General features: G+C 69.1%; 15 protein-coding genes. 5 read left to right on the top strand and 10 right to left on the bottom strand.

What is annotated here, in order from left to right; all coding sequences use genetic code 11:
- Positions 1-4: 4 nt before the first annotated feature.
- The gene (locus P3H15_RS10990; protein ID WP_276137256.1) at positions 5-703 is read right to left on the bottom strand and encodes a GntR family transcriptional regulator; all 699 of its coding nucleotides are present in this window, start codon (positions 701-703) and stop codon (positions 5-7) included.
- Between the two features lie 90 nt (positions 704-793).
- On the opposite strand from P3H15_RS10990, the gene P3H15_RS10985 reads away from it, so the two are divergent.
- The gene (locus P3H15_RS10985; protein ID WP_276137255.1) at positions 794-1,912 is read left to right on the top strand and encodes an AbrB family transcriptional regulator; all 1,119 of its coding nucleotides are present in this window, start codon (positions 794-796) and stop codon (positions 1,910-1,912) included.
- A gap of 201 nt (positions 1,913-2,113) precedes the next feature.
- Here the strand turns inward: P3H15_RS10985 and P3H15_RS10980 are convergent, their stop codons facing one another.
- Positions 2,114-2,602 carry an FBP domain-containing protein gene (locus P3H15_RS10980; protein WP_219457049.1) on the bottom strand — a complete coding sequence of 163 codons (489 nt, stop codon included), beginning with the start codon at positions 2,600-2,602 and terminating at the stop codon, positions 2,114-2,116.
- Between the two features lie 142 nt (positions 2,603-2,744).
- Here P3H15_RS10980 and P3H15_RS10975 point away from each other — a divergent pair, with 142 nt between their 5' ends.
- The 4 genes from P3H15_RS10975 to ligD all read left to right on the top strand — a co-directional run bounded on the left by P3H15_RS10975 (position 2,745) and on the right by ligD (position 6,456).
- The gene (locus P3H15_RS10975) at positions 2,745-4,355 is read left to right on the top strand and encodes a serine/threonine-protein kinase (protein WP_276137254.1); all 1,611 of its coding nucleotides are present in this window, start codon (positions 2,745-2,747) and stop codon (positions 4,353-4,355) included.
- Positions 4,356-4,447: 92 nt separating this feature from the next.
- Entirely contained in the window at positions 4,448-4,882 is a 435-nt protein-coding gene (locus tag P3H15_RS10970) for a PAS domain-containing protein (protein WP_072946891.1), read from the top strand.
- Between the two features lie 180 nt (positions 4,883-5,062).
- Positions 5,063-5,344 carry a DUF4190 domain-containing protein gene (locus P3H15_RS10965; protein WP_276137253.1) on the top strand — a complete coding sequence of 94 codons (282 nt, stop codon included), beginning with the start codon at positions 5,063-5,065 and terminating at the stop codon, positions 5,342-5,344.
- Between the two features lie 140 nt (positions 5,345-5,484).
- Entirely contained in the window at positions 5,485-6,456 is a 972-nt protein-coding gene (gene ligD / locus P3H15_RS10960; protein WP_276137252.1) for a non-homologous end-joining DNA ligase, read from the top strand.
- A 6-nt stretch (positions 6,457-6,462) separates the two neighbouring features.
- Here the strand turns inward: ligD and P3H15_RS10955 are convergent, their stop codons facing one another.
- The 8 genes from P3H15_RS10955 to P3H15_RS10920 all read right to left on the bottom strand — a co-directional run bounded on the left by P3H15_RS10955 (position 6,463) and on the right by P3H15_RS10920 (position 16,273).
- On the bottom strand, positions 6,463-8,223 hold the full coding sequence (locus P3H15_RS10955; protein WP_276137251.1) for an MOSC domain-containing protein: 1,761 nt from the start codon (positions 8,221-8,223) through the stop codon (positions 6,463-6,465).
- A gap of 476 nt (positions 8,224-8,699) precedes the next feature.
- On the bottom strand, positions 8,700-9,917 hold the full coding sequence (locus P3H15_RS10950) for a VWA domain-containing protein (protein WP_276137250.1): 1,218 nt from the start codon (positions 9,915-9,917) through the stop codon (positions 8,700-8,702).
- Positions 9,914-10,576, bottom strand: coding sequence for an SRPBCC family protein (locus tag P3H15_RS10945; protein WP_276137249.1), 663 nt, complete (start codon positions 10,574-10,576; stop codon positions 9,914-9,916). The genes P3H15_RS10950 and P3H15_RS10945 overlap by 4 nt, the downstream gene beginning before the upstream one ends.
- Before the next feature lie 12 nt (positions 10,577-10,588).
- A complete protein-coding gene (locus tag P3H15_RS10940; protein ID WP_072946900.1) occupies positions 10,589-11,476 on the bottom strand; it encodes a MoxR family ATPase in 888 nt (295 codons plus the stop codon).
- Positions 11,473-12,360, bottom strand: a complete 888-nt coding sequence (locus tag P3H15_RS10935) for an XdhC family protein (RefSeq protein ID WP_276137248.1) — start codon at positions 12,358-12,360, stop codon at positions 11,473-11,475. Before P3H15_RS10935 ends, P3H15_RS10940 begins: the two co-directional genes overlap by 4 nt.
- Positions 12,361-12,390: 30 nt before the next feature.
- Positions 12,391-14,790: an aerobic carbon-monoxide dehydrogenase large subunit gene (locus P3H15_RS10930; RefSeq protein WP_276137247.1), complete on the bottom strand. Its 2,400-nt coding sequence runs from the start codon at positions 14,788-14,790 to the stop codon at positions 12,391-12,393.
- Positions 14,787-15,365, bottom strand: a complete 579-nt coding sequence (locus tag P3H15_RS10925) for a (2Fe-2S)-binding protein (RefSeq protein ID WP_095863487.1) — start codon at positions 15,363-15,365, stop codon at positions 14,787-14,789. The genes P3H15_RS10930 and P3H15_RS10925 overlap by 4 nt, the downstream gene beginning before the upstream one ends.
- A gap of 2 nt (positions 15,366-15,367) precedes the next feature.
- On the bottom strand, positions 15,368-16,273 hold the full coding sequence (locus tag P3H15_RS10920) for a xanthine dehydrogenase family protein subunit M (protein ID WP_276137246.1): 906 nt from the start codon (positions 16,271-16,273) through the stop codon (positions 15,368-15,370).
- Positions 16,274-16,310: the final 37 nt, after the last annotated feature.

Below are 16,310 nucleotides of genomic sequence, written 5' to 3'. Positions count from 1 at the left end.
CCGGCTACGCGGTGACCAGGTCGATGGAGACACCGGTTCCCTGCGGATCGACCACCGCCGCGAGAATGGTCTGCTGCGTCTGCGTCAGGTGCTCGGCGCAGGCTGCGGCAGCGGCCGCCCCGTCGCCGGAGAGGATCGCCCGGCACATCGACAGATGCTCGGCCAGCGAGACGTCCAGGCGGTCGGGGCGGGAGTGGGCGATGTTGCGCAGCCGCTCGGTGTGCGGCCGGAGTTCGGCGATCGAGCGGGCCAGCTGAGCGTTCCGGGTGTGCGCGATGACCGCCTGGTCGTAGGTTTCCGTGAGCTCGTAGTAGCGATCGCGCCGGTCATCGGACGGCTTCTCCCGGGAGATCGCCTCGAGTGCTTCCGCTACCTCTTCGAACCGCTGCCGGGCCGCGGAGTCCCGGGCGACGGTCTCGGCGACCATACGCGCCGCGGCCGCCTCGAGCAGGATGCGTAATTCGAAGAGGTCGCGGACGCTCTTGATCGAGATGGGAGCGACCCGTGCGCCCTGCCGGTCGATGAGCGTGACCAGCCCCTCCGCCTCGAGTCGAAGGAAGGCCTGACGGACGGGGGTGCGGGACGCCGCGTACCGCGAGCCGACGTCGAGAGCACTCAGCGATTGCCCCGGCGACAGCACCCCGTTCAGGATGTCCGCCCTGAGCTGCCCGTATACCTGTTCACTCTTGCTCTCGCCCGCCATGGATACATTCTAACGTTCGCAGCGGTATCGGCTAAGGTATACATTAATGCACACTATCGAAGAACGAAATCCCGACAAAGGCGCCCGATCGTGAACGACGTGCACACCCCCGAACGGACCGTGCCGACGCGCGCATCCCGACTGCGTCGTCACGGACTCCGATGGGCCGCACTGATCGCACTCTCGGCCGGCGGCTGGGCCCTCGGCGAGAGCATCGGACTCACGGCGGCCGGCCTTTTCGCGGCCCTGATAGTCGCGGCGGCCCTGGCCGTCACCGGCCGGGGTCCGTCCCGAGTGCCCCGCCCGCTGGGCAAGCTTGCCCAGGGCGTGCTGGCCAGTGCGGTCGGGCTGATGGTGCACCGGGAGACGATCGCGGCCCTCGGCTCGCTGTGGGTGCCGGTGGTCTCGATCGCGGCCGCGACCCTGGTGATCAGCGTGGCGGCCGGCGCCCTCCTCGCGCTCCATCGTGACGTGGACGCGGTGACCGGATCCCTGGCCATGACGGCCGGCGGCGCCACCGGACTCGTCGCGATGGCCCGCGAACTCGGCGGCGACGACCGCATCGTCGCGGTGGTGCAATATCTGAGGGTGGCGCTCGTCGTGGTGTCGATGCCGATGATCGTCACGTTCGGTTTCCGCGCGGATACCGGTACCGGAACGGCGACGGCCACCGACGGCGGCGGCGCCGAATGGTATGTGGCACTGCCGTTCCTGGCACTGTTCATCGTGGGCGGCACCGCTGCGGCGTCCCTTCTGCGACTGCCCGCACCCGCGACGTTGGGGCCGCTGGCGGTGAGCGCCGGATTCGAACTCGGCGGCTGGAGCGACGCGGTCTCGGTCCCGCCGATGCTGATGACGGCCGCGTTGATCCTCATCGGCTGGCAGGCCGGGCTCGCATTCGATCGGGCGAGCTTACGGGCGATCGGACGGATCCTGCCGTACGCCGCGCTGCTCACCTTCCTGGTCGGGGCGGCGTGCGCGGGCCTGGGCATCCTTCTCGCCCACCTCACCGGCGCGAGCCTCCTCGAGGCCTATCTCGCCACCACCCCCGGCGGTCTGGCGGCGGTGCTGGCCGTGTCGGCCTCCACCTCCTCCAACGTCACGTTCGTCGCGGCCGCGCAGGTGCTGCGGCTGGTCATCATGCTCGTCACCACCCCGATCATGGCGAAGGCATTCGCCCACTTCAGTTCTCGGCGCCGGCGAGCGTAGCGGGATCCTCTCCGGACGAGGCGGTCCGGTCACGTCCGGGCCGTCTCGACCGGAGAGTAATCCCACACACCCCGGGTTCGGTTGCAGTGTCTCCGAACTCGGGGTGTGCCGGAGAGTGGTTTCTCGAATGTCGGCGCATGGCATCTACCTCTCATTCTCGTCGGCAGCCACCGGGCTGCAGGTTGGTGTGTCGGGGTTCGATCAGCCGTAGACGCGCGCGATGAAGGCGTCGAGGTTGTCGCGAACCCGCGCGATCCTCTCCTCCGGTTCGAGATCCTCACGGTACTGCCTGCCGAGCGCGGGCGACTTCTTCCGGCGCGCGTACAGCGAGCAGGCGAGATCGGCGCACATGTACGTGCCGATCGAGTTGCCCCGGCGCCCGGACTCCCCCGACTTACGCGCGGTCATCAGCGAGACACCGCCACTGGCATGCGTGGTCATACAGACCGTGCACATCTGCGCGCGGCGGTAACCGCCCGTCTCGTAGCGCAGCGCGACGCCGACCAGACGACCCTCCCGCGGTACGACGACATAACAGCGGCCGGGAAACGACGGGTCGCTCCAGCCGAGGAAGTCGAGATCCTCCCACGGCCGATCGTCCAGGTCACGAGGGACCGGTAGGCGCTTGGCGTCGCCCTTGGAGCAATTGATGAACGACGACCGGATGTCGTGTTCGGTGACGGGTTCCATGACGAAGTGAACTCCTTCTGTCGACGGGTGGACAAAGCCACGTGACGATACGGACCGCGGCCGCATCGGGCAACGGATTTTCGGCGGTCCACAGTTCCGACGCTGCGTGTATCGTGCTGTTTCCGGCTTCGAGGGGATGGGTATGGCGGCAGGTACACGGGTCGGCTCGCAGTTCGGGCATTACCATCTCAGGGCTCTGCTCGGCCGGGGCGGAATGGGTGAGGTGTACGAGGCGTACGACACCACCAAGGATCGCACCGTCGCACTCAAGATCCTCGACGTCGACCTTGCGAAAGACCCCACCTACCAGCAGCGGTTCCGCCGCGAATCGCATGCCGCGGCCCGGCTGCAGGAGCCGCACGTCATCCCCATCCACGACTGGGGCGAGATCGACGGTGTGCTCTACATCGACATGCGTCTGGTCGTCGGGCAGGATCTGCGGGCGCTGCTCCGCTCGCGTGGGCCGATGGGCCCCGCACACGCGGTGGCGGTCGTCGACCAGATCGCGGCGGCGCTCGACGCCGCGCACGCCGACGGTCTCATCCACCGCGACGTCAAGCCGGAGAACATCCTCGTCACGGCCGGTGAATTCGCGTACCTCGTCGACTTCGGTATCGCGCACTCGAGTTCCGATCTCCGCCTGACCACCCTCGGCAGCGCTGTCGGCTCGTACGCGTACATGGCGCCCGAGCGGTTCGACAACGCACCGGTCGATGCCCGCGCGGACGTCTATTCGCTGGCGTGCGTCCTCTACGAATGCCTCACGGGGTCCATTCCGTTCCCGTCCAACAGCATCAGCAGCGCGATCCGCGCGCACCTCACGACACCCGTGCCCAGCCCCAGCTCGATCCGGCCCGACGTGCCCGCCACGTTCGACGAGGTGATCGCCCGGGGTCTGGCCAAGGATCCCCGCGATCGGTACCGGACGGCAGGCGATTTCGCGGCGGCAGCCCGCTCCGCGTTGACCGCTCGCGAGCGGAAGACCGAAACCGACATCGCGACCCGCCCGGAACCGTCGCCGGGCATGCGATCCGAGCCGACCCGGGTCGACGACCGCGGGCGTCCACCCGTCTACCCGCCGACCGCGGTCCACAGCGGTCCGCCGGCCCCAGCTCCGCCTTATTACCCGCCCGCTCCCTACACCGCCCCGCCGCCTGCGCGTCGGTCGGCGGCCGTGCCGGTGACGGTGACCGTGCTGGTGATCGCGTTGCTGGCACTCGCCGGGGTGGTCGGATGGCTCGTGCTGGATCGGAACAACCCGGACGACCCCGCGGTCACCGCGGCCGGCAGCAGTCAGGTGCGCCTTCCCGTCACGGAGGACGTCCCCGTCGCGACCACGAAGGCGGCTCCGGCGACGGTCCCGCCCGCCGTGACTCCGCCGAGAACGACGAGGACGACGACGCCGCCCGCGCCGCCGATCGTCGGCGAGGTGTCGGGCGCCGATCGGCAGGGCTTCCTGCCCCCGTCCGATGCACGATGCAACTACACCAACCCGGCGGTGTTCATCGGTCGCACCACGAAGTCCCTGGTCGTGGTCTGCGAGACGGGCGTGGGACGCTATTACTACCAGGGCGTGCGCATCAGCGACGGCGCCGCGATCTCCGTCGACGACCCGAGCCCCAGCGGTTCCGGCTTCGTCGCCACCGGCGACGGCGGCACCGAGTACCGGGTCACCCCGTCCGCCCTGACCATCGTCGGCGGCGACGGCAAGGTCCTCGCGACCGAACCGATGATCGAGTCCGCATACCGCTGAATCGCCCTCCGACGGATCCGAATGTCCTCCGAAGAATCGCCGTCTGCGGCGACAACGGGACGGACGGTCGGAATCGGTGAGAGTATAGGGCTGTGAGCGCAGAGGCAGATCATGAGGAGAGACGTCGCCCGATCCCGGACACCCCGTTGGGCTACCTCGAGCAGTTACCCGCCCTCGTCCTGCTCGAGCGCCTCCCGGTTCCCGTCCTGGCGGTCGAGGACGACGGCACGGTCGTCCACGCGAACAGTGCGTTCGAGAGGATGCTGGGGCACCCCGTCGCGTCACTGCGCGGGCGTCCGGTGTCCGAACTCCTCGACCTGGACGAGACGTCGACGGGCGCCGCGGCGGTCGAACACCTCCGTGAGTCGGCGACCACCCCCGTCGACCTCGCACATCAGGACGGATCCCGGGTTCGCGCACTCGTCAGCAGGCCCATCCTCCGCCGGCAGGACGACCCGGTGACCCTCGTCTGCTTCCACGACGTCACCGAACAACTGTGGAACGGCGGCCGGGCCCCGGGGTTCTGACCTCGCGCCCACAGTTGCACACGGATTTGCCGGAATCCCGCGCAATTGCGCCCGCATCCGGCAAATCGCTGTGCACACAGCGGGGCCTGCCTCCACCGGCGCCGATCCGGTGACCCCGATGCCCCTCGATGTCCTCCTCGACTGGTAGACAGTACTTCCGATTACCCGGGGGGAAGACTCATGCGTAAGAACGTTGCAGGCCAGAAATCACGGGCGTCGCTCGACGTACCGGTACCTGCCCAGTCGGATTCGACCAATGCCACCGCCATCATCTCGCTGTACTCGGCGCTCATCGGTCTTGGGCTGCCCGCCGTGGTGTTCGGCCATATCGCCCTCGATCAGATGCGGACGTCGAGCGAACGCGGCAGATCGCTCGCCGAAGCGGGTCTCCTCTTCGGCTACATCGAGGCCATCGTCACGGTGGCAGTCCTCGTCAATGCGTTCGGAATACCAGGGTTCTGACCTCGCGCCCACAGTTGCACACGGATTTGCCGGAATCCCGCGCAATTGCGCCCGCATCCGGCAAATCGCTGTGCACACACCGTGACGAGGATGGCCGCGAAACCACCCGGGCCCGATCTGCCGCGGGTTAGGTTGGCTGCATGGCGACCGGTAAGGACAAGTCACCCGCTGTCGAACTGGAGGTCGGCGACCGGATCGTGCGGATCTCGCACCCGGAGCGCGTCTACTTCCCCGCCACCGGCGCCACGAAACTCGACCTCGCGAACTACTACCTCAGTGTCGGCGACGGGATCGTGCGCGCACTGCGCGAACGCCCCTGCATGATGCACCGCTTCCCGGACGGTCTGAGCGGCGAGAAGGTGCACCAGAAGCGGTTGCCGCACGGTGCGCCGGACTGGGTGCAGACGGTTCGCGTGACGTTTCCGCGGTACAACCGCCACGCCGACGAACTGTGCGTCACGCACCTGGCGGACGTGATCTGGGCAGTGCAGATGTCCACGGTCGAGTTCCATCCGTGGAACTCGCGCCGCGCGGACGTCGAACGACCCGACGAGTGGCGGATCGATCTCGATCCGATGCCCGAGTGCGGGTTCGACACGGTGCGGCGCGTCGCCGGGGTGGTGCACGAGGTGCTCGACGAAGTGGGTGCGACGGGGTGGCCGAAGACGTCCGGCGGCAGCGGCATGCACGTCTACGTCCGGATCCGGCCCGACTGGGGATTCGGCGACGTCCGGCGGGCCGCGCTGGCATTCGCCCGCGAGGTGGAGCGCAGGGCACCGAAGGACGTGACCACCACCTGGTGGCGGAAGGACCGGGACCCGCGCAAGTTGTTCGTCGACTACAACCAGAACGCCCGCGACCACACCATCGCCAGTGCGTATTCGGTGCGGGGTGTGCCCGACGCGACGGTGTCCACCCCGGTGACGTGGGACGAGATCGACGACGTGGACCCGCACGAGTTCACGATCGCCACCGTCCCCGAGCGGTTCGCGACACTCGGTGATCTGCACGGGGGAATCGACGACGCCGTGTTCTCGCTCGAGCCGCTGCTGGAGTGGGCGGACCGCGACGAGGCCGAGGGCGAGTCGGATCCCGGTGGCGCGGAGGACTAGTCGGCGCTACAGGTCCAGCACCACGTCGTCCGCCGGTGTGGTGCAGCAGATGAGAGTGTTCCCGTCCGCCGGCGGTTCGATCGGTTCCGGGTCGTAGTCGACGGACCCGGACAGCAGCACCGTTTCACAGGTGTGGCAGACGCCGGTGCGACACGACCAGCGTGTCGGCACGTCACACGCCTCGGCGAAGTCGAGGAGGGTTCCCCGCCCGGCGTCCCACGGCACGGTGAGCCCGCTGCGCGCGAACGAGACGGAGGGACCTGCACCCTGCGGCCCGGGCGGCGGATGGGGTGCCCGCGAAGAATCCTGAACCACACCGGGATTGAGAGATCCTTCCGCACCGAACGTTTCGACGTGAATCCGCGCGGGGTCGAGTCCGTCGGCGGCAAGGGCAGATCCGAGATCGGCCATGAACGACGCGGGCCCGCACAGATAGGCATCCGCGTCCGCGGGCAGACCGAGACTCGCAATCAGTTCCCCTGTGAGCCGGCCTGCCGTGGTGTAGTCGGCACCCCTGCTGTCGGTTTCGGCAGGCCTGCTGTAGGCGATGTGCGAACGACTGCCCGGCAACCGGTCCAGGAGGTCGCGGCACTCTTCGGCGAAGGGATGCTCGGATCCGTCACGGGCACCGTGGACCCACCACACCTGCCGCGACGACCCCGCTTCCACGAGTGCGTACAACATCGACAGCAGAGGTGTGACGCCCACGCCCGCGGACACGAGCACCACCGGCCTCGCCTCGCCGTCCAGGAGGAAGGTCCCTCGCGGGGCCGCCACCTCGAGGGTGTCACCGAGGCGCACACGCGAATGGATGTATCCGCCTGCGACGCCGTGCGGTTCCCGTTTCACACTGATCCGGTAGTCGGCGGCGCCGGGGCGATTGGACAGCGAATAGCTGCGGATCACCGGGCCCTGCACGTCGTCGGGGTGCAGGCGCAGTGTGATCGACTGCCCCGCCTGCCAGGACGGCAACGCCGAACCGTCGGGTGCGGCCAACGACAGCGACAGGACGCGGCGGCTCTCCTCGTGAATCCCGGTCACCGTGAGCGAGCGGAAGCCGGGCCACGCCGGCGGCGGGCTGCCTGCGGTCTTCGTCAGCCCGACGTTTCCGCCGGCACCCGAATCGGCGCGGTCCAGAATGCTCTGCAGCGACTCCTTCCACCCGGGGCTCAGCGCCGGGATCCGCAACGCTCGTTCGAGTGCGTCGCGGGGGTGGCCGGGCAGGTACAGGAGCGCGTCGATCTCCGCGACGGGCACCGCTTCCGGGCCCGCGGCGACCTTCACGATGTCCTGCCCGGCCTCGACCTCTCCTTCCTCGATCACCCGGAGGTAGAAGCCGGGCCTGCGGTGGGACACGAGCAACGCCGCCATCTGCGGTTCGTTCATGCGCATACCCACCCGGTAGCACGTCACGCGGGGCTGGGTGACCTCGAAGACCGCGGTTCCGATCCGGTAGCGATCACCGATGCAGACCTCGTCGTCGGGCAGACCGTCGACGGTGAAGTTCTCGCCGAAATGCCCGGGTTCGAGATCGTCACGGCGGAGGTATTCACGCCAGTGACGGTAGGACTCGGTCTGGTAGACGAGCACGGCGCGGATCTCACCACCGTGTCCCCCGAGGTCGCCCTGGCCGTCACCGTCGATGTTGAGTCGCCGGACCGTCCGGGGGCCGTCCACGGGACGCTTCCACACGCCGGTGTGGACCGTCCGTCCCCGCCAGGACACGTCCCGGGGCATCCCGACATTCAGTGAACTGAGCGTAGCCACGGCGTTCGCCTCTTCTGGTCGGTACGACACTCGATCGGCCCCCGATCGATCATCTGTCATCCCATCCCGCGGATCAACGACTCGGCGTGCGGCCGCAACAGACACGCGCCCCGACCGTGCGGCCGGGGCGCGTGTCTCGCATGCCGAACTTCCCTATCGCGGCGGCGGGGGCGGTGGTGGCGGAGGCGGCGGGGGGTTGGGATTGCAGAGTTGGCAGCCGTCGACCGGAGGTTTGGGAACGGGTGCGTGACAATCGTTCTGACAGGGTCTGGCGCCGGCGAACTCGGCGGTTCCCACCAGCGAGATCGACAGGGCAGCGAGGATCGCCCCGATGGCCGCCACGATCCTGGCGGAAGTTCTGGTAGTCGACATTGTTCCTCCTGTGAGCTGAAGCGCGGTGTGCAGCACCGTCGTTCGAGCATCCGGGAAGGACGCCACGACTGCCAGGCACCCTGGGGGTGGATTGTGCCACCCGCTCAGCCGAGGCGGCCGATCACATCCAGCACGTCGCGCAGCGCGGACAGCGAATGCGCGGGGAGAAACGCGTCGCAGAACGGCAGCGCGGCCGCCATCGAACCGGCGAGCGGCCGGAAGCCGGGGTCACCGGCGCGGGGGTTGAGCCACACCAGGCGATGGGCGCGACGGCGCACCCGGGTGAGGGCGTGTGCCAGGCGCTCCGGGTCGTCGCTGTCCCAGCCGTCGGACGCGATGACGACGAGTGCGCCGCGCAGCGCGTTGCCGTGCGGGGACGCGAGCAGTTCACTCACGCTGCCCGCGATGTGGGTGCCCCCGAATCTGTCGACCACCTTCTCGTTCGCCCTGCGGACCGCGGTCTCGGCGCTGCGGTGGGCGAGCACGGGGGTGAGCCTCGTCAGCGACGTGGAGAATGCGAACACCTCCGGCCTGCCCGCGGTCTGCCGTTGCACCGCCGCCCGCATCAGATGGAGGTAGATCGCGGCGTACGGCTGCATCGACCGGCTCACGTCGCACAGCATGACGATGCGGCGCGGGCGGTTCCGGGCGCGGCTCCGCGCGAGCACCACCGGCTCCCAGCCCGTCGCCCTCGACCGGTTCATGGTGGCCCGCAGGTCGATACGCCTGCCGCGGCGATGCACTTCGCGACGCCGGGTGCGGCGGGACGGCCAGACCGCGGTGGCCTGTTCCAGCCAGGCTCCGAGGAGCCGGAGGTCGCGGGCGTCGAATCGGGCGAAGGGTTCGCCGGCGCGGGCCACGAGCCTGCTGGGCAGTGTGTCCGGCACCGCGGTGAGCCCGTCGTGAAGGCCGTCCTCGGCGCTGTCGACGCCGCCGATCATCGCCGGTCGGGTCATCCACGGCACGCCCTCGACGTCCTGCGCGTCGCCGGGCCGGTCGTGGCCGTCGCGGACGGCGGCGAGGGCCGACTCCCGCCCGGCGGCGGTGCGCCGCGCATGCGGATCGACCGACAGCAGCGCGTCCTCGAAGACCGCGGCGAACACCGCGTCGAACGACGCGAGGTCGTCGACGCGGTTGACGAGCGTCAGACGCGCCGACCAGTACAGCCGCGAACGTGAACCCGGCGGCGACAGGTGCAGCGCCTGCACGAACACCGCGGGGCCGCTCGCCGAGACGACGACGCCGCGGGCCCGCAACCGGGCGACGAGTGCCACGGCGAACGCCGCGAGGTCGACGCCCCGCAGGACGCCCGACGCGGTCATCGCCTGCGGCGGCCCATCACGAGGACGACCACGATTCCCGCGAGGACGGCAGCGAGGATCGGGGCGTACCGTTTCCACGCACCCGCACCGGACAGCGCCAGCAGGTCCAGCGGCGCCGGTTCGGCGGCGGGCCGTGCCACGGACAGCGTCGTGGTGCCGGCGGCGTCGGTGGCGGCACCCACTGATTCGGGTTCGGCCGCGGTCTGGTCGGCAGGCCCTCCGGACAGTTTCGCTTCCAGCGATTCCGCGAACTGCCCCATGAGTTTCTCGGACACCTGCTGGATCATCCCGCTGCCGAACTGCGCGAGTTTGCCGACGATCTTCATGTCGGTGTCCACGGTGACGCGGGTGCCGTCGCCCGCTTCGTGCAACTGCGCAGTGATCGTCGCGGACGCATTGCCGGAACCACGCGAGTCCCGCCCGCGGGCGTCGATCACGGCGCGGTGCTCCTGCGCATCGCGTTCGACGAACGTGGCCTTGCCCTTGAACTCACTCGTCACCGGGCCGACCTTGACCTTCACCTTCCCCAGGTAGTCGTCGCCCTCCCGCCCGGTCATCTGCGCGCCGGGCAGCAGGGGGGCAACCTCCTCGAGGTCGCTGAGCACCTCCCACGCCTGCTCGATCGGGGCGCTGACGGTGAACTCGTTGGCGATCTTCATGGCGGAACCCTCTCATCCGGTGGCCAGGCCGCGCGCGTAGTCGACGAATGCGTCCTGAACCATTGTGCGGTCGTCCGGGGTCTTCGCGAGCGCACTCAGGCTCGAGATCGCGTCTTCGCGCACCAGATCGGCCACACCCAGCGCCGCGAGCGCGGACACCCAGTCAATCGTCTCCGCGATTCCGGGGGGCTTGTCGAGATCGAGGTCGCGGGCACGGCCGACGAATCGGGTGGCGTGCTCGATGAGGAGTTCGGACGCCACGGACACCGTGCGGCGCACGATCGCGGCCGCCCGCGCCGGCTCCGGGTAGTCGATCCAGTGGTAGAGGCATCGCCTGCGCAGCGCGTCGTGGAGGTCGCGGCTGCGGTTGGACGTCAGCACGACGACGGGATGATGTTCGGCCGTGAACGTTCCCAGTTCCGGAACGGTCACCGACGCCTCCCCCAGAAATTCGAGGAGCAGGGCCTCGAACTCGTCGTCGGCCCGGTCGATCTCGTCGATCAGCAGCACGGGCGGGGTCGGTCCCCGATACCTCACACAGTGCAGGATCGGACGTTCCAGCAGGAACTCCTCGGTGAACAGGTCGTCCTCGGTCAGGCCGTCGCCCCGCGATTCGGCCAGCCGGATCGTGAGCAGCTGCCGCTGATAGTTCCAGTCGTAGAGCGCCTCGTTCGCGGTGAGGCCTTCGTAGCACTGCAACCGGATCAGCGGTGCGCCGAGAACGGTCGCCAGGGCCTTCGCCGCGGTGGTCTTGCCGACTCCGGGTTCGCCTTCGAGCAGCAGGGGACGGCGCAGGACCGCCCCGAGATACAGCGCCGACGCGGTTCCGAGGTCCAGGAGATAGTCCTCGGCGTCGAACCGCCGGACCACGTCCGCCACATCCTCGAACCCCTCCGTCATACCGCTCCCGTCTCCTGCGCGAACGACGCCCGGCACCCCGGCCCGCAGAACCAGAAGTCGTGGCCGTCGCGCCGGAGGTGGACGGTGTCCGGTCCCACGACGACGCGCATCCCGCACACCGGATCGACCGCCTCCGCCACCGCCGCCCGCGAGGCCGAACCGCCCTCCGGCGCCCGCAGTCCCGCCCTCCGCAGCTGCTGCACCAACTCGGCCGCGATCGACACGGCGATCTCCGCCGACGTCCGCGCCCCGATGTCGAGGCCGACCGGGGTGTGCACCCGCGCCCGCTCGGACTCGGTGAGGCCCAGGGTGTCGAGGATGGCTCCCCCGCGGGTCCGGCTGGCGACGAGCCCGACGTACCCGACGCCGGCGTCGAGCGCCGCGCGGATGACCTCCGCTTCGGGTCCGCCGTGGCCGGCGAGCACCACGGCCGTGGTGCTCGAGAACTGCCCGGCGTCGTCGTGCTCGACGGTGAACCCCAGCAGTTCCGAAATCCCCGCCAGACACTGCGCGATCGGTGTGGTGCCGCAGATCCTGACGAGCGGCGGCGGCACCTGCGGCTCCAGGAAGATCTCCATGGCGCCGCCGGACAGGCACGGATTCACCACGACGGACGCGCCCGGGGTCTCCGGGAACTGCACGGCCCCGTCGGGCAGGACCCGCAGCAGCACGCTCTCGTTGCGCTCCAGCACACCCAGCGCGGCGGTGCGCACCGAGTTCTGGGCGCACTGCCCGCCGACGAAACCCTCGATCGTCCCGTCCTGCAGGAGGATCGCCTCGTCGCCGGTGTGACTGGACGTCGGCGGCTGCGCCCGCACCACCGTCGCGTGGACGAACGGCCTGCGGTCGCGCACCAGTTGCGCCGCACGCTCTGTCAGATCCATCGGGCCTCCTCGCAGCCGACGGGGCGACACTCAGATCGGGGGTGTCGCGCGGCCCTGCATCGCCTCCCACACCCGGGACGGGGTGAGCGGCATGTCGGCGTGCCGTACCCCGAACGGCGCGAGCGCGTCCACCACCGCGTTCACCACGGCCGCGGGCGATCCGACCGTCGCCGATTCGCCGATGCCCTTGGCGCCGATCGGGTGATGCGGCGACGGGGTGACGGTGAAGCCGGTCTCGAGTTTCGGGACCTCGAGCGCGGTGGGGATCAGGTAGTCCATCAGCGACCCGCCGAGGCAGTTGCCGTCCTCGTCGAATTCGATGATCTCCATCAGGGCCATGCCGATGCCGTCGACGATGCCGCCGTGGACCTGCCCCTCGATGATCATCGGGTTGATGCGGGTGCCGCAGTCGTCGACGGCGAGGAACCGCCGCACCTTCACGACGGCGGTGCCGGGATCGACGTCGACGACGCAGAAGTACGCGCCGTACGGGTACGTCAGATTCTCGGGGTTGTAGCAGATCTGCGCGTCGAGGCCGCCTTCGATGCCCTCCGGCAGGTCGCCGGCGCCGTGTGCCCGCATCGCGATGTCCTGGATGGTCACTTTCGCCGAGGGGTCGCCCTTCACATGGAATTCGCCCTTCTCCCACTCCAGATCGGCGACCGAGGCCTCGAGCATCCCGGACGCGATGATCTTCGCCTTGTCCCGCACCTTGCGGGCTACCAGCGCGGCGGCCGCCCCGGACACCGGCGTCGACCTGCTGCCGTACGTGCCGAGCCCGAACGGCGTGTTGTCGGTGTCGCCGTGGACCACGTCGATGTCGTCCGGCGGGATGCCGAGTTCCTCCGCCACGATCTGCGCGAACGTCGTCTCGTGGCCCTGCCCCTGGGTCTGCACCGACAACCGGACGACGGCCTTCCCCGTGGGGTGGACCCGCAGTTCGCATCCGTCGGCCATGCCCAGCCCCAGGATGTCCATGTCCTTGCGGGGCCCGGCACCGACGGCTTCGGTGAAGAACGCCATGCCGATTCCCATCAGCTCACCACGCTCGCGACGTTCCTTCTGCTCCTCCCTCAGGTGGTCGTAGCCGATCATGTCCATGGCCTTGCGCATGGTGGTCTCGTAGTCACCCGAGTCGTACACCCACCCCGTCTTGCTGGTGTACGGGAACTGTTCCGGCCTCAGCAGATTCTTCAGCCGCAGTTCCGCCGGATCCATCTTCAGGTCGAACGCCAGGCAGTCGACGAGCCTCTCGACCAGATACACGGCCTCGGTGATGCGGAACGAGCAGGCGTACGCCACCCCGCCGGGCGCCTTGTTCGTGTAGACCGCCGTCATCGCGCAGTGCGCGGCCTCGATGTCGTAACTGCCGGTGAACACGCCGAAGAAGCCCGCCGGATACTTCACCGGGGCCGCGGTGCCGTTGAACGCCCCGTGATCGGCCAGCACCTTCGTGCGGATCGCGAGCATCTTGCCCTCCGCGGTCGCCGCGATCTCACCGACCATGATGTAGTCGCGGGCGAACCCGGTGCTCATCAGGTTCTCGCTGCGATCCTCCATCCACTTCACCGGCTTGCCCGTCACGAGCGACGCGACGATCGCGCACACGTATCCCGGGTAGATCGGCACCTTGTTGCCGAATCCGCCGCCGATGTCCGGGGACACCACCCGGATCTTGTGCTCCGGGATCCCGGCGACGAGGGCGTACACCGTCCGGTGCAGTTGCGGGGCCTGCGAGGTGGTGTACAGGGTGAGCTTGCCGGACACCCGGTCGATATCGGCGATCGCCCCGCACGTCTCCATCGGCGCCGGATGCACCCGGGGGTAGGCGATCTCCTGCTTCACCACCACGTCCGCCTTCGCGAACACGGCCTCGGTCGCGGCGGCATCGCCTGTCTCCCAGTCGAAGCAGTGATTGTCCGTCTTGCCCTCGAGGTCGTCGCGGATCACCGGAGCGTCGGGCGACAGCGCCGCGCGGGCGTCGACGACGGGATCGAGCATGTCGTATTCGACGTCGATCAGTTCCAGCGCGTCCCGCGCCGAATAGCGGTCCTCGGCGATGACGAACGCGACCTCCTGGCCCTGGAAGCGCACCTTGTCGGTGGCAAGCACGGCCTGCACGTCGTTGGACAGCGTCGGCATCCACGCGAGGTTCTTCGCGGCGAGGTCGGCGCCCGTCACCACCGCCGTCACCTTCGGATGTTCCCGTGCCGCAGTGGTATCGATGCTCACGATGCGTGCGTGCGCGACCGGCGACCGCAGGATCGCCAGGTGCAGCATGCCGGGGAGGGTGATGTCGTCGACGTAGTTTCCGAGCCCCCGGATGAAGCGGGGGTCCTCCTTGCGGAGCATGCGACCGTGGCCGCACGGTTTCTTGTCGTTGTCCACGACGGCGTCGCCCGAGGGCGGACGCGATTCGACGGTGGTCATGACGCACTTCCCACATGCTCTTCGACTGTCTTCGGCGTGCCCTCGGCGCCCCGCGTCGTGTCCTCCTGGACGTCCGCGTCGAAGTCGCCTGCCGGTTCGGGCTCGGCGGCTTCACCGGCCCGGTGGTCCGCCGCCCACTGGATCGAGCGCACGATCGTGGTGTACCCGGTGCAGCGGCAGATCTGCCCGGAAATCGCTTCCCGGATGGTGGCCTCGTCCGGGCTCTCCTCGCGGTCGAGCAGTGCCCGCGCCGTCATCATCATGCCGGGCGTGCAGAACCCGCACTGCAGTCCGTGACACTGCATGAAGCCCTGCTGGACGGGATCGAGTTCGCCGTCGTGCTCGAGGCCCTCGACCGTGCGGACGTCGTGCCCGCCGGCCATCGCGGCGAGCATCGTGCACGACTTCACCGGATCGCCGTCGACGGTGACGACGCACGTGCCGCAGTTGCTGGTGTCGCAGCCCCAGTGGGTCCCGGTCAGGCCCAGTTGGTCGCGGAGGAAGTGGACGAGCAGCATGCGCGGTTCCACCTCGGCGGTCACTGCTTCACCGTTGACGGTCATGTTCACCTGCATGGCTATGCCTCTTCTCCGGTCGGCTCGTGCTCCACGTCGCTGCGGAGCACCCGGTCGACCGCTGTACGGAGTGTGCGGATCGTGAGTTCGGATGCGAGATGACGTTTGTAGTCGACGGTGCCGCGGGCGTCGCCGACCGGCGAGCAGACCTGCGCGGCCATCCGCCCGGCCTGGGCGAACGCCTCCTCGGACGGGGGCCGTCCGGTCAGGTAGTCGGCGATGTCCGCGAGTCCGGAGGGGTCGGGCTCGACCGCGGTCAGGCCGACGGCGGCCCGGGCGATCTCGCCGCCCTCCACCGTGACGGCCGCTCCGGCCGCGGTGACCGCCCAATCGCCGGTCCGCCGTTCGACCTTGGCGTAGGCGCTGGAGCTGTGGCCGTGGACGGGTATCACGATCTCGATGAGCATCTCGTTGTGCGCGAGCGCCGTCTCGTACGGTCCGACGAGGAACTCGGACATGGGGATCTCGCGGCGTCCGCCGGGTCCCTGCACCACGCACGTGGCGCCGAGGACACCGCAGACCGTCGTGAGGTCCTCGGCCGGATCCGCCTGGCACAGCGATCCGCCGATGGTTCCGCGGTTGCGGACCACCGGGTCTGCGATCACCTTCTCCGCGTCGCGGAAGAGGGGGAACGCCGCCGCGAGTTCGTCCGATTCGAGGAGCCGGCGGTGCCGGGTCATCGCACCGATCCGCAGCCTCGACCGCTCGGTCGTGATGTATCCGAGTTCGCCCTCGAGGTCGTTGATGTCGATGAGGTACTCGGGATTGGCGAGACGAAGTTTCATCATGGGGAGCAGGCTGTGGCCGCCTGCCACGAGGCGGGCTTCGTCGCCCAGCCGGTCGAGTAGGGCGATCGCGTCGTCGACGCCCGTTGCACGCTCGTATTCGAAGGATCCTGGTACTTGCATTGTGACCTACCTCACAAATGTGGATCCTTTCAGCCTG

Source organism: Rhodococcus sp. T2V (assembly GCF_029269925.1).
Classification (GTDB): domain Bacteria; phylum Actinomycetota; class Actinomycetes; order Mycobacteriales; family Mycobacteriaceae; genus Rhodococcus_F; species Rhodococcus_F koreensis.
The sequence above is the reverse complement of the archived record's forward strand: the minus strand, read 5'-3'. Positions and strand labels throughout refer to the sequence as shown.

Bases quoted from the DNA above. Each gene is read 5' to 3' on its own strand.
- ligD (WP_276137252.1), top strand. From the start codon at position 5,485: ATGGCGACCGGTAAGGACAAGTCACCCGCTGTCGAACTGGAGGTCGGC.
- P3H15_RS10940 (WP_072946900.1), bottom strand. From the start codon at position 11,476: ATGACGGAGGGGTTCGAGGATGTGGCGGACGTGGTCCGGCGGTTCGAC.
- P3H15_RS10990 (WP_276137256.1), bottom strand. From the start codon at position 703: ATGGCGGGCGAGAGCAAGAGTGAACAGGTATACGGGCAGCTCAGGGCG.
- P3H15_RS10925 (WP_095863487.1), bottom strand. From the start codon at position 15,365: ATGCAGGTGAACATGACCGTCAACGGTGAAGCAGTGACCGCCGAGGTG.
- P3H15_RS10965 (WP_276137253.1), top strand. From the start codon at position 5,063: ATGCGTAAGAACGTTGCAGGCCAGAAATCACGGGCGTCGCTCGACGTA.
- P3H15_RS10945 (WP_276137249.1), bottom strand. From the start codon at position 10,576: ATGAAGATCGCCAACGAGTTCACCGTCAGCGCCCCGATCGAGCAGGCG.
- P3H15_RS10920 (WP_276137246.1), bottom strand. From the start codon at position 16,273: ATGCAAGTACCAGGATCCTTCGAATACGAGCGTGCAACGGGCGTCGAC.
- P3H15_RS10980 (WP_219457049.1), bottom strand. From the start codon at position 2,602: ATGGAACCCGTCACCGAACACGACATCCGGTCGTCGTTCATCAATTGC.
- P3H15_RS10950 (WP_276137250.1), bottom strand. From the start codon at position 9,917: ATGACCGCGTCGGGCGTCCTGCGGGGCGTCGACCTCGCGGCGTTCGCC.
- P3H15_RS10930 (WP_276137247.1), bottom strand. From the start codon at position 14,790: ATGACCACCGTCGAATCGCGTCCGCCCTCGGGCGACGCCGTCGTGGAC.
- P3H15_RS10975 (WP_276137254.1), top strand. From the start codon at position 2,745: ATGGCGGCAGGTACACGGGTCGGCTCGCAGTTCGGGCATTACCATCTC.
- P3H15_RS10935 (WP_276137248.1), bottom strand. From the start codon at position 12,360: ATGGATCTGACAGAGCGTGCGGCGCAACTGGTGCGCGACCGCAGGCCG.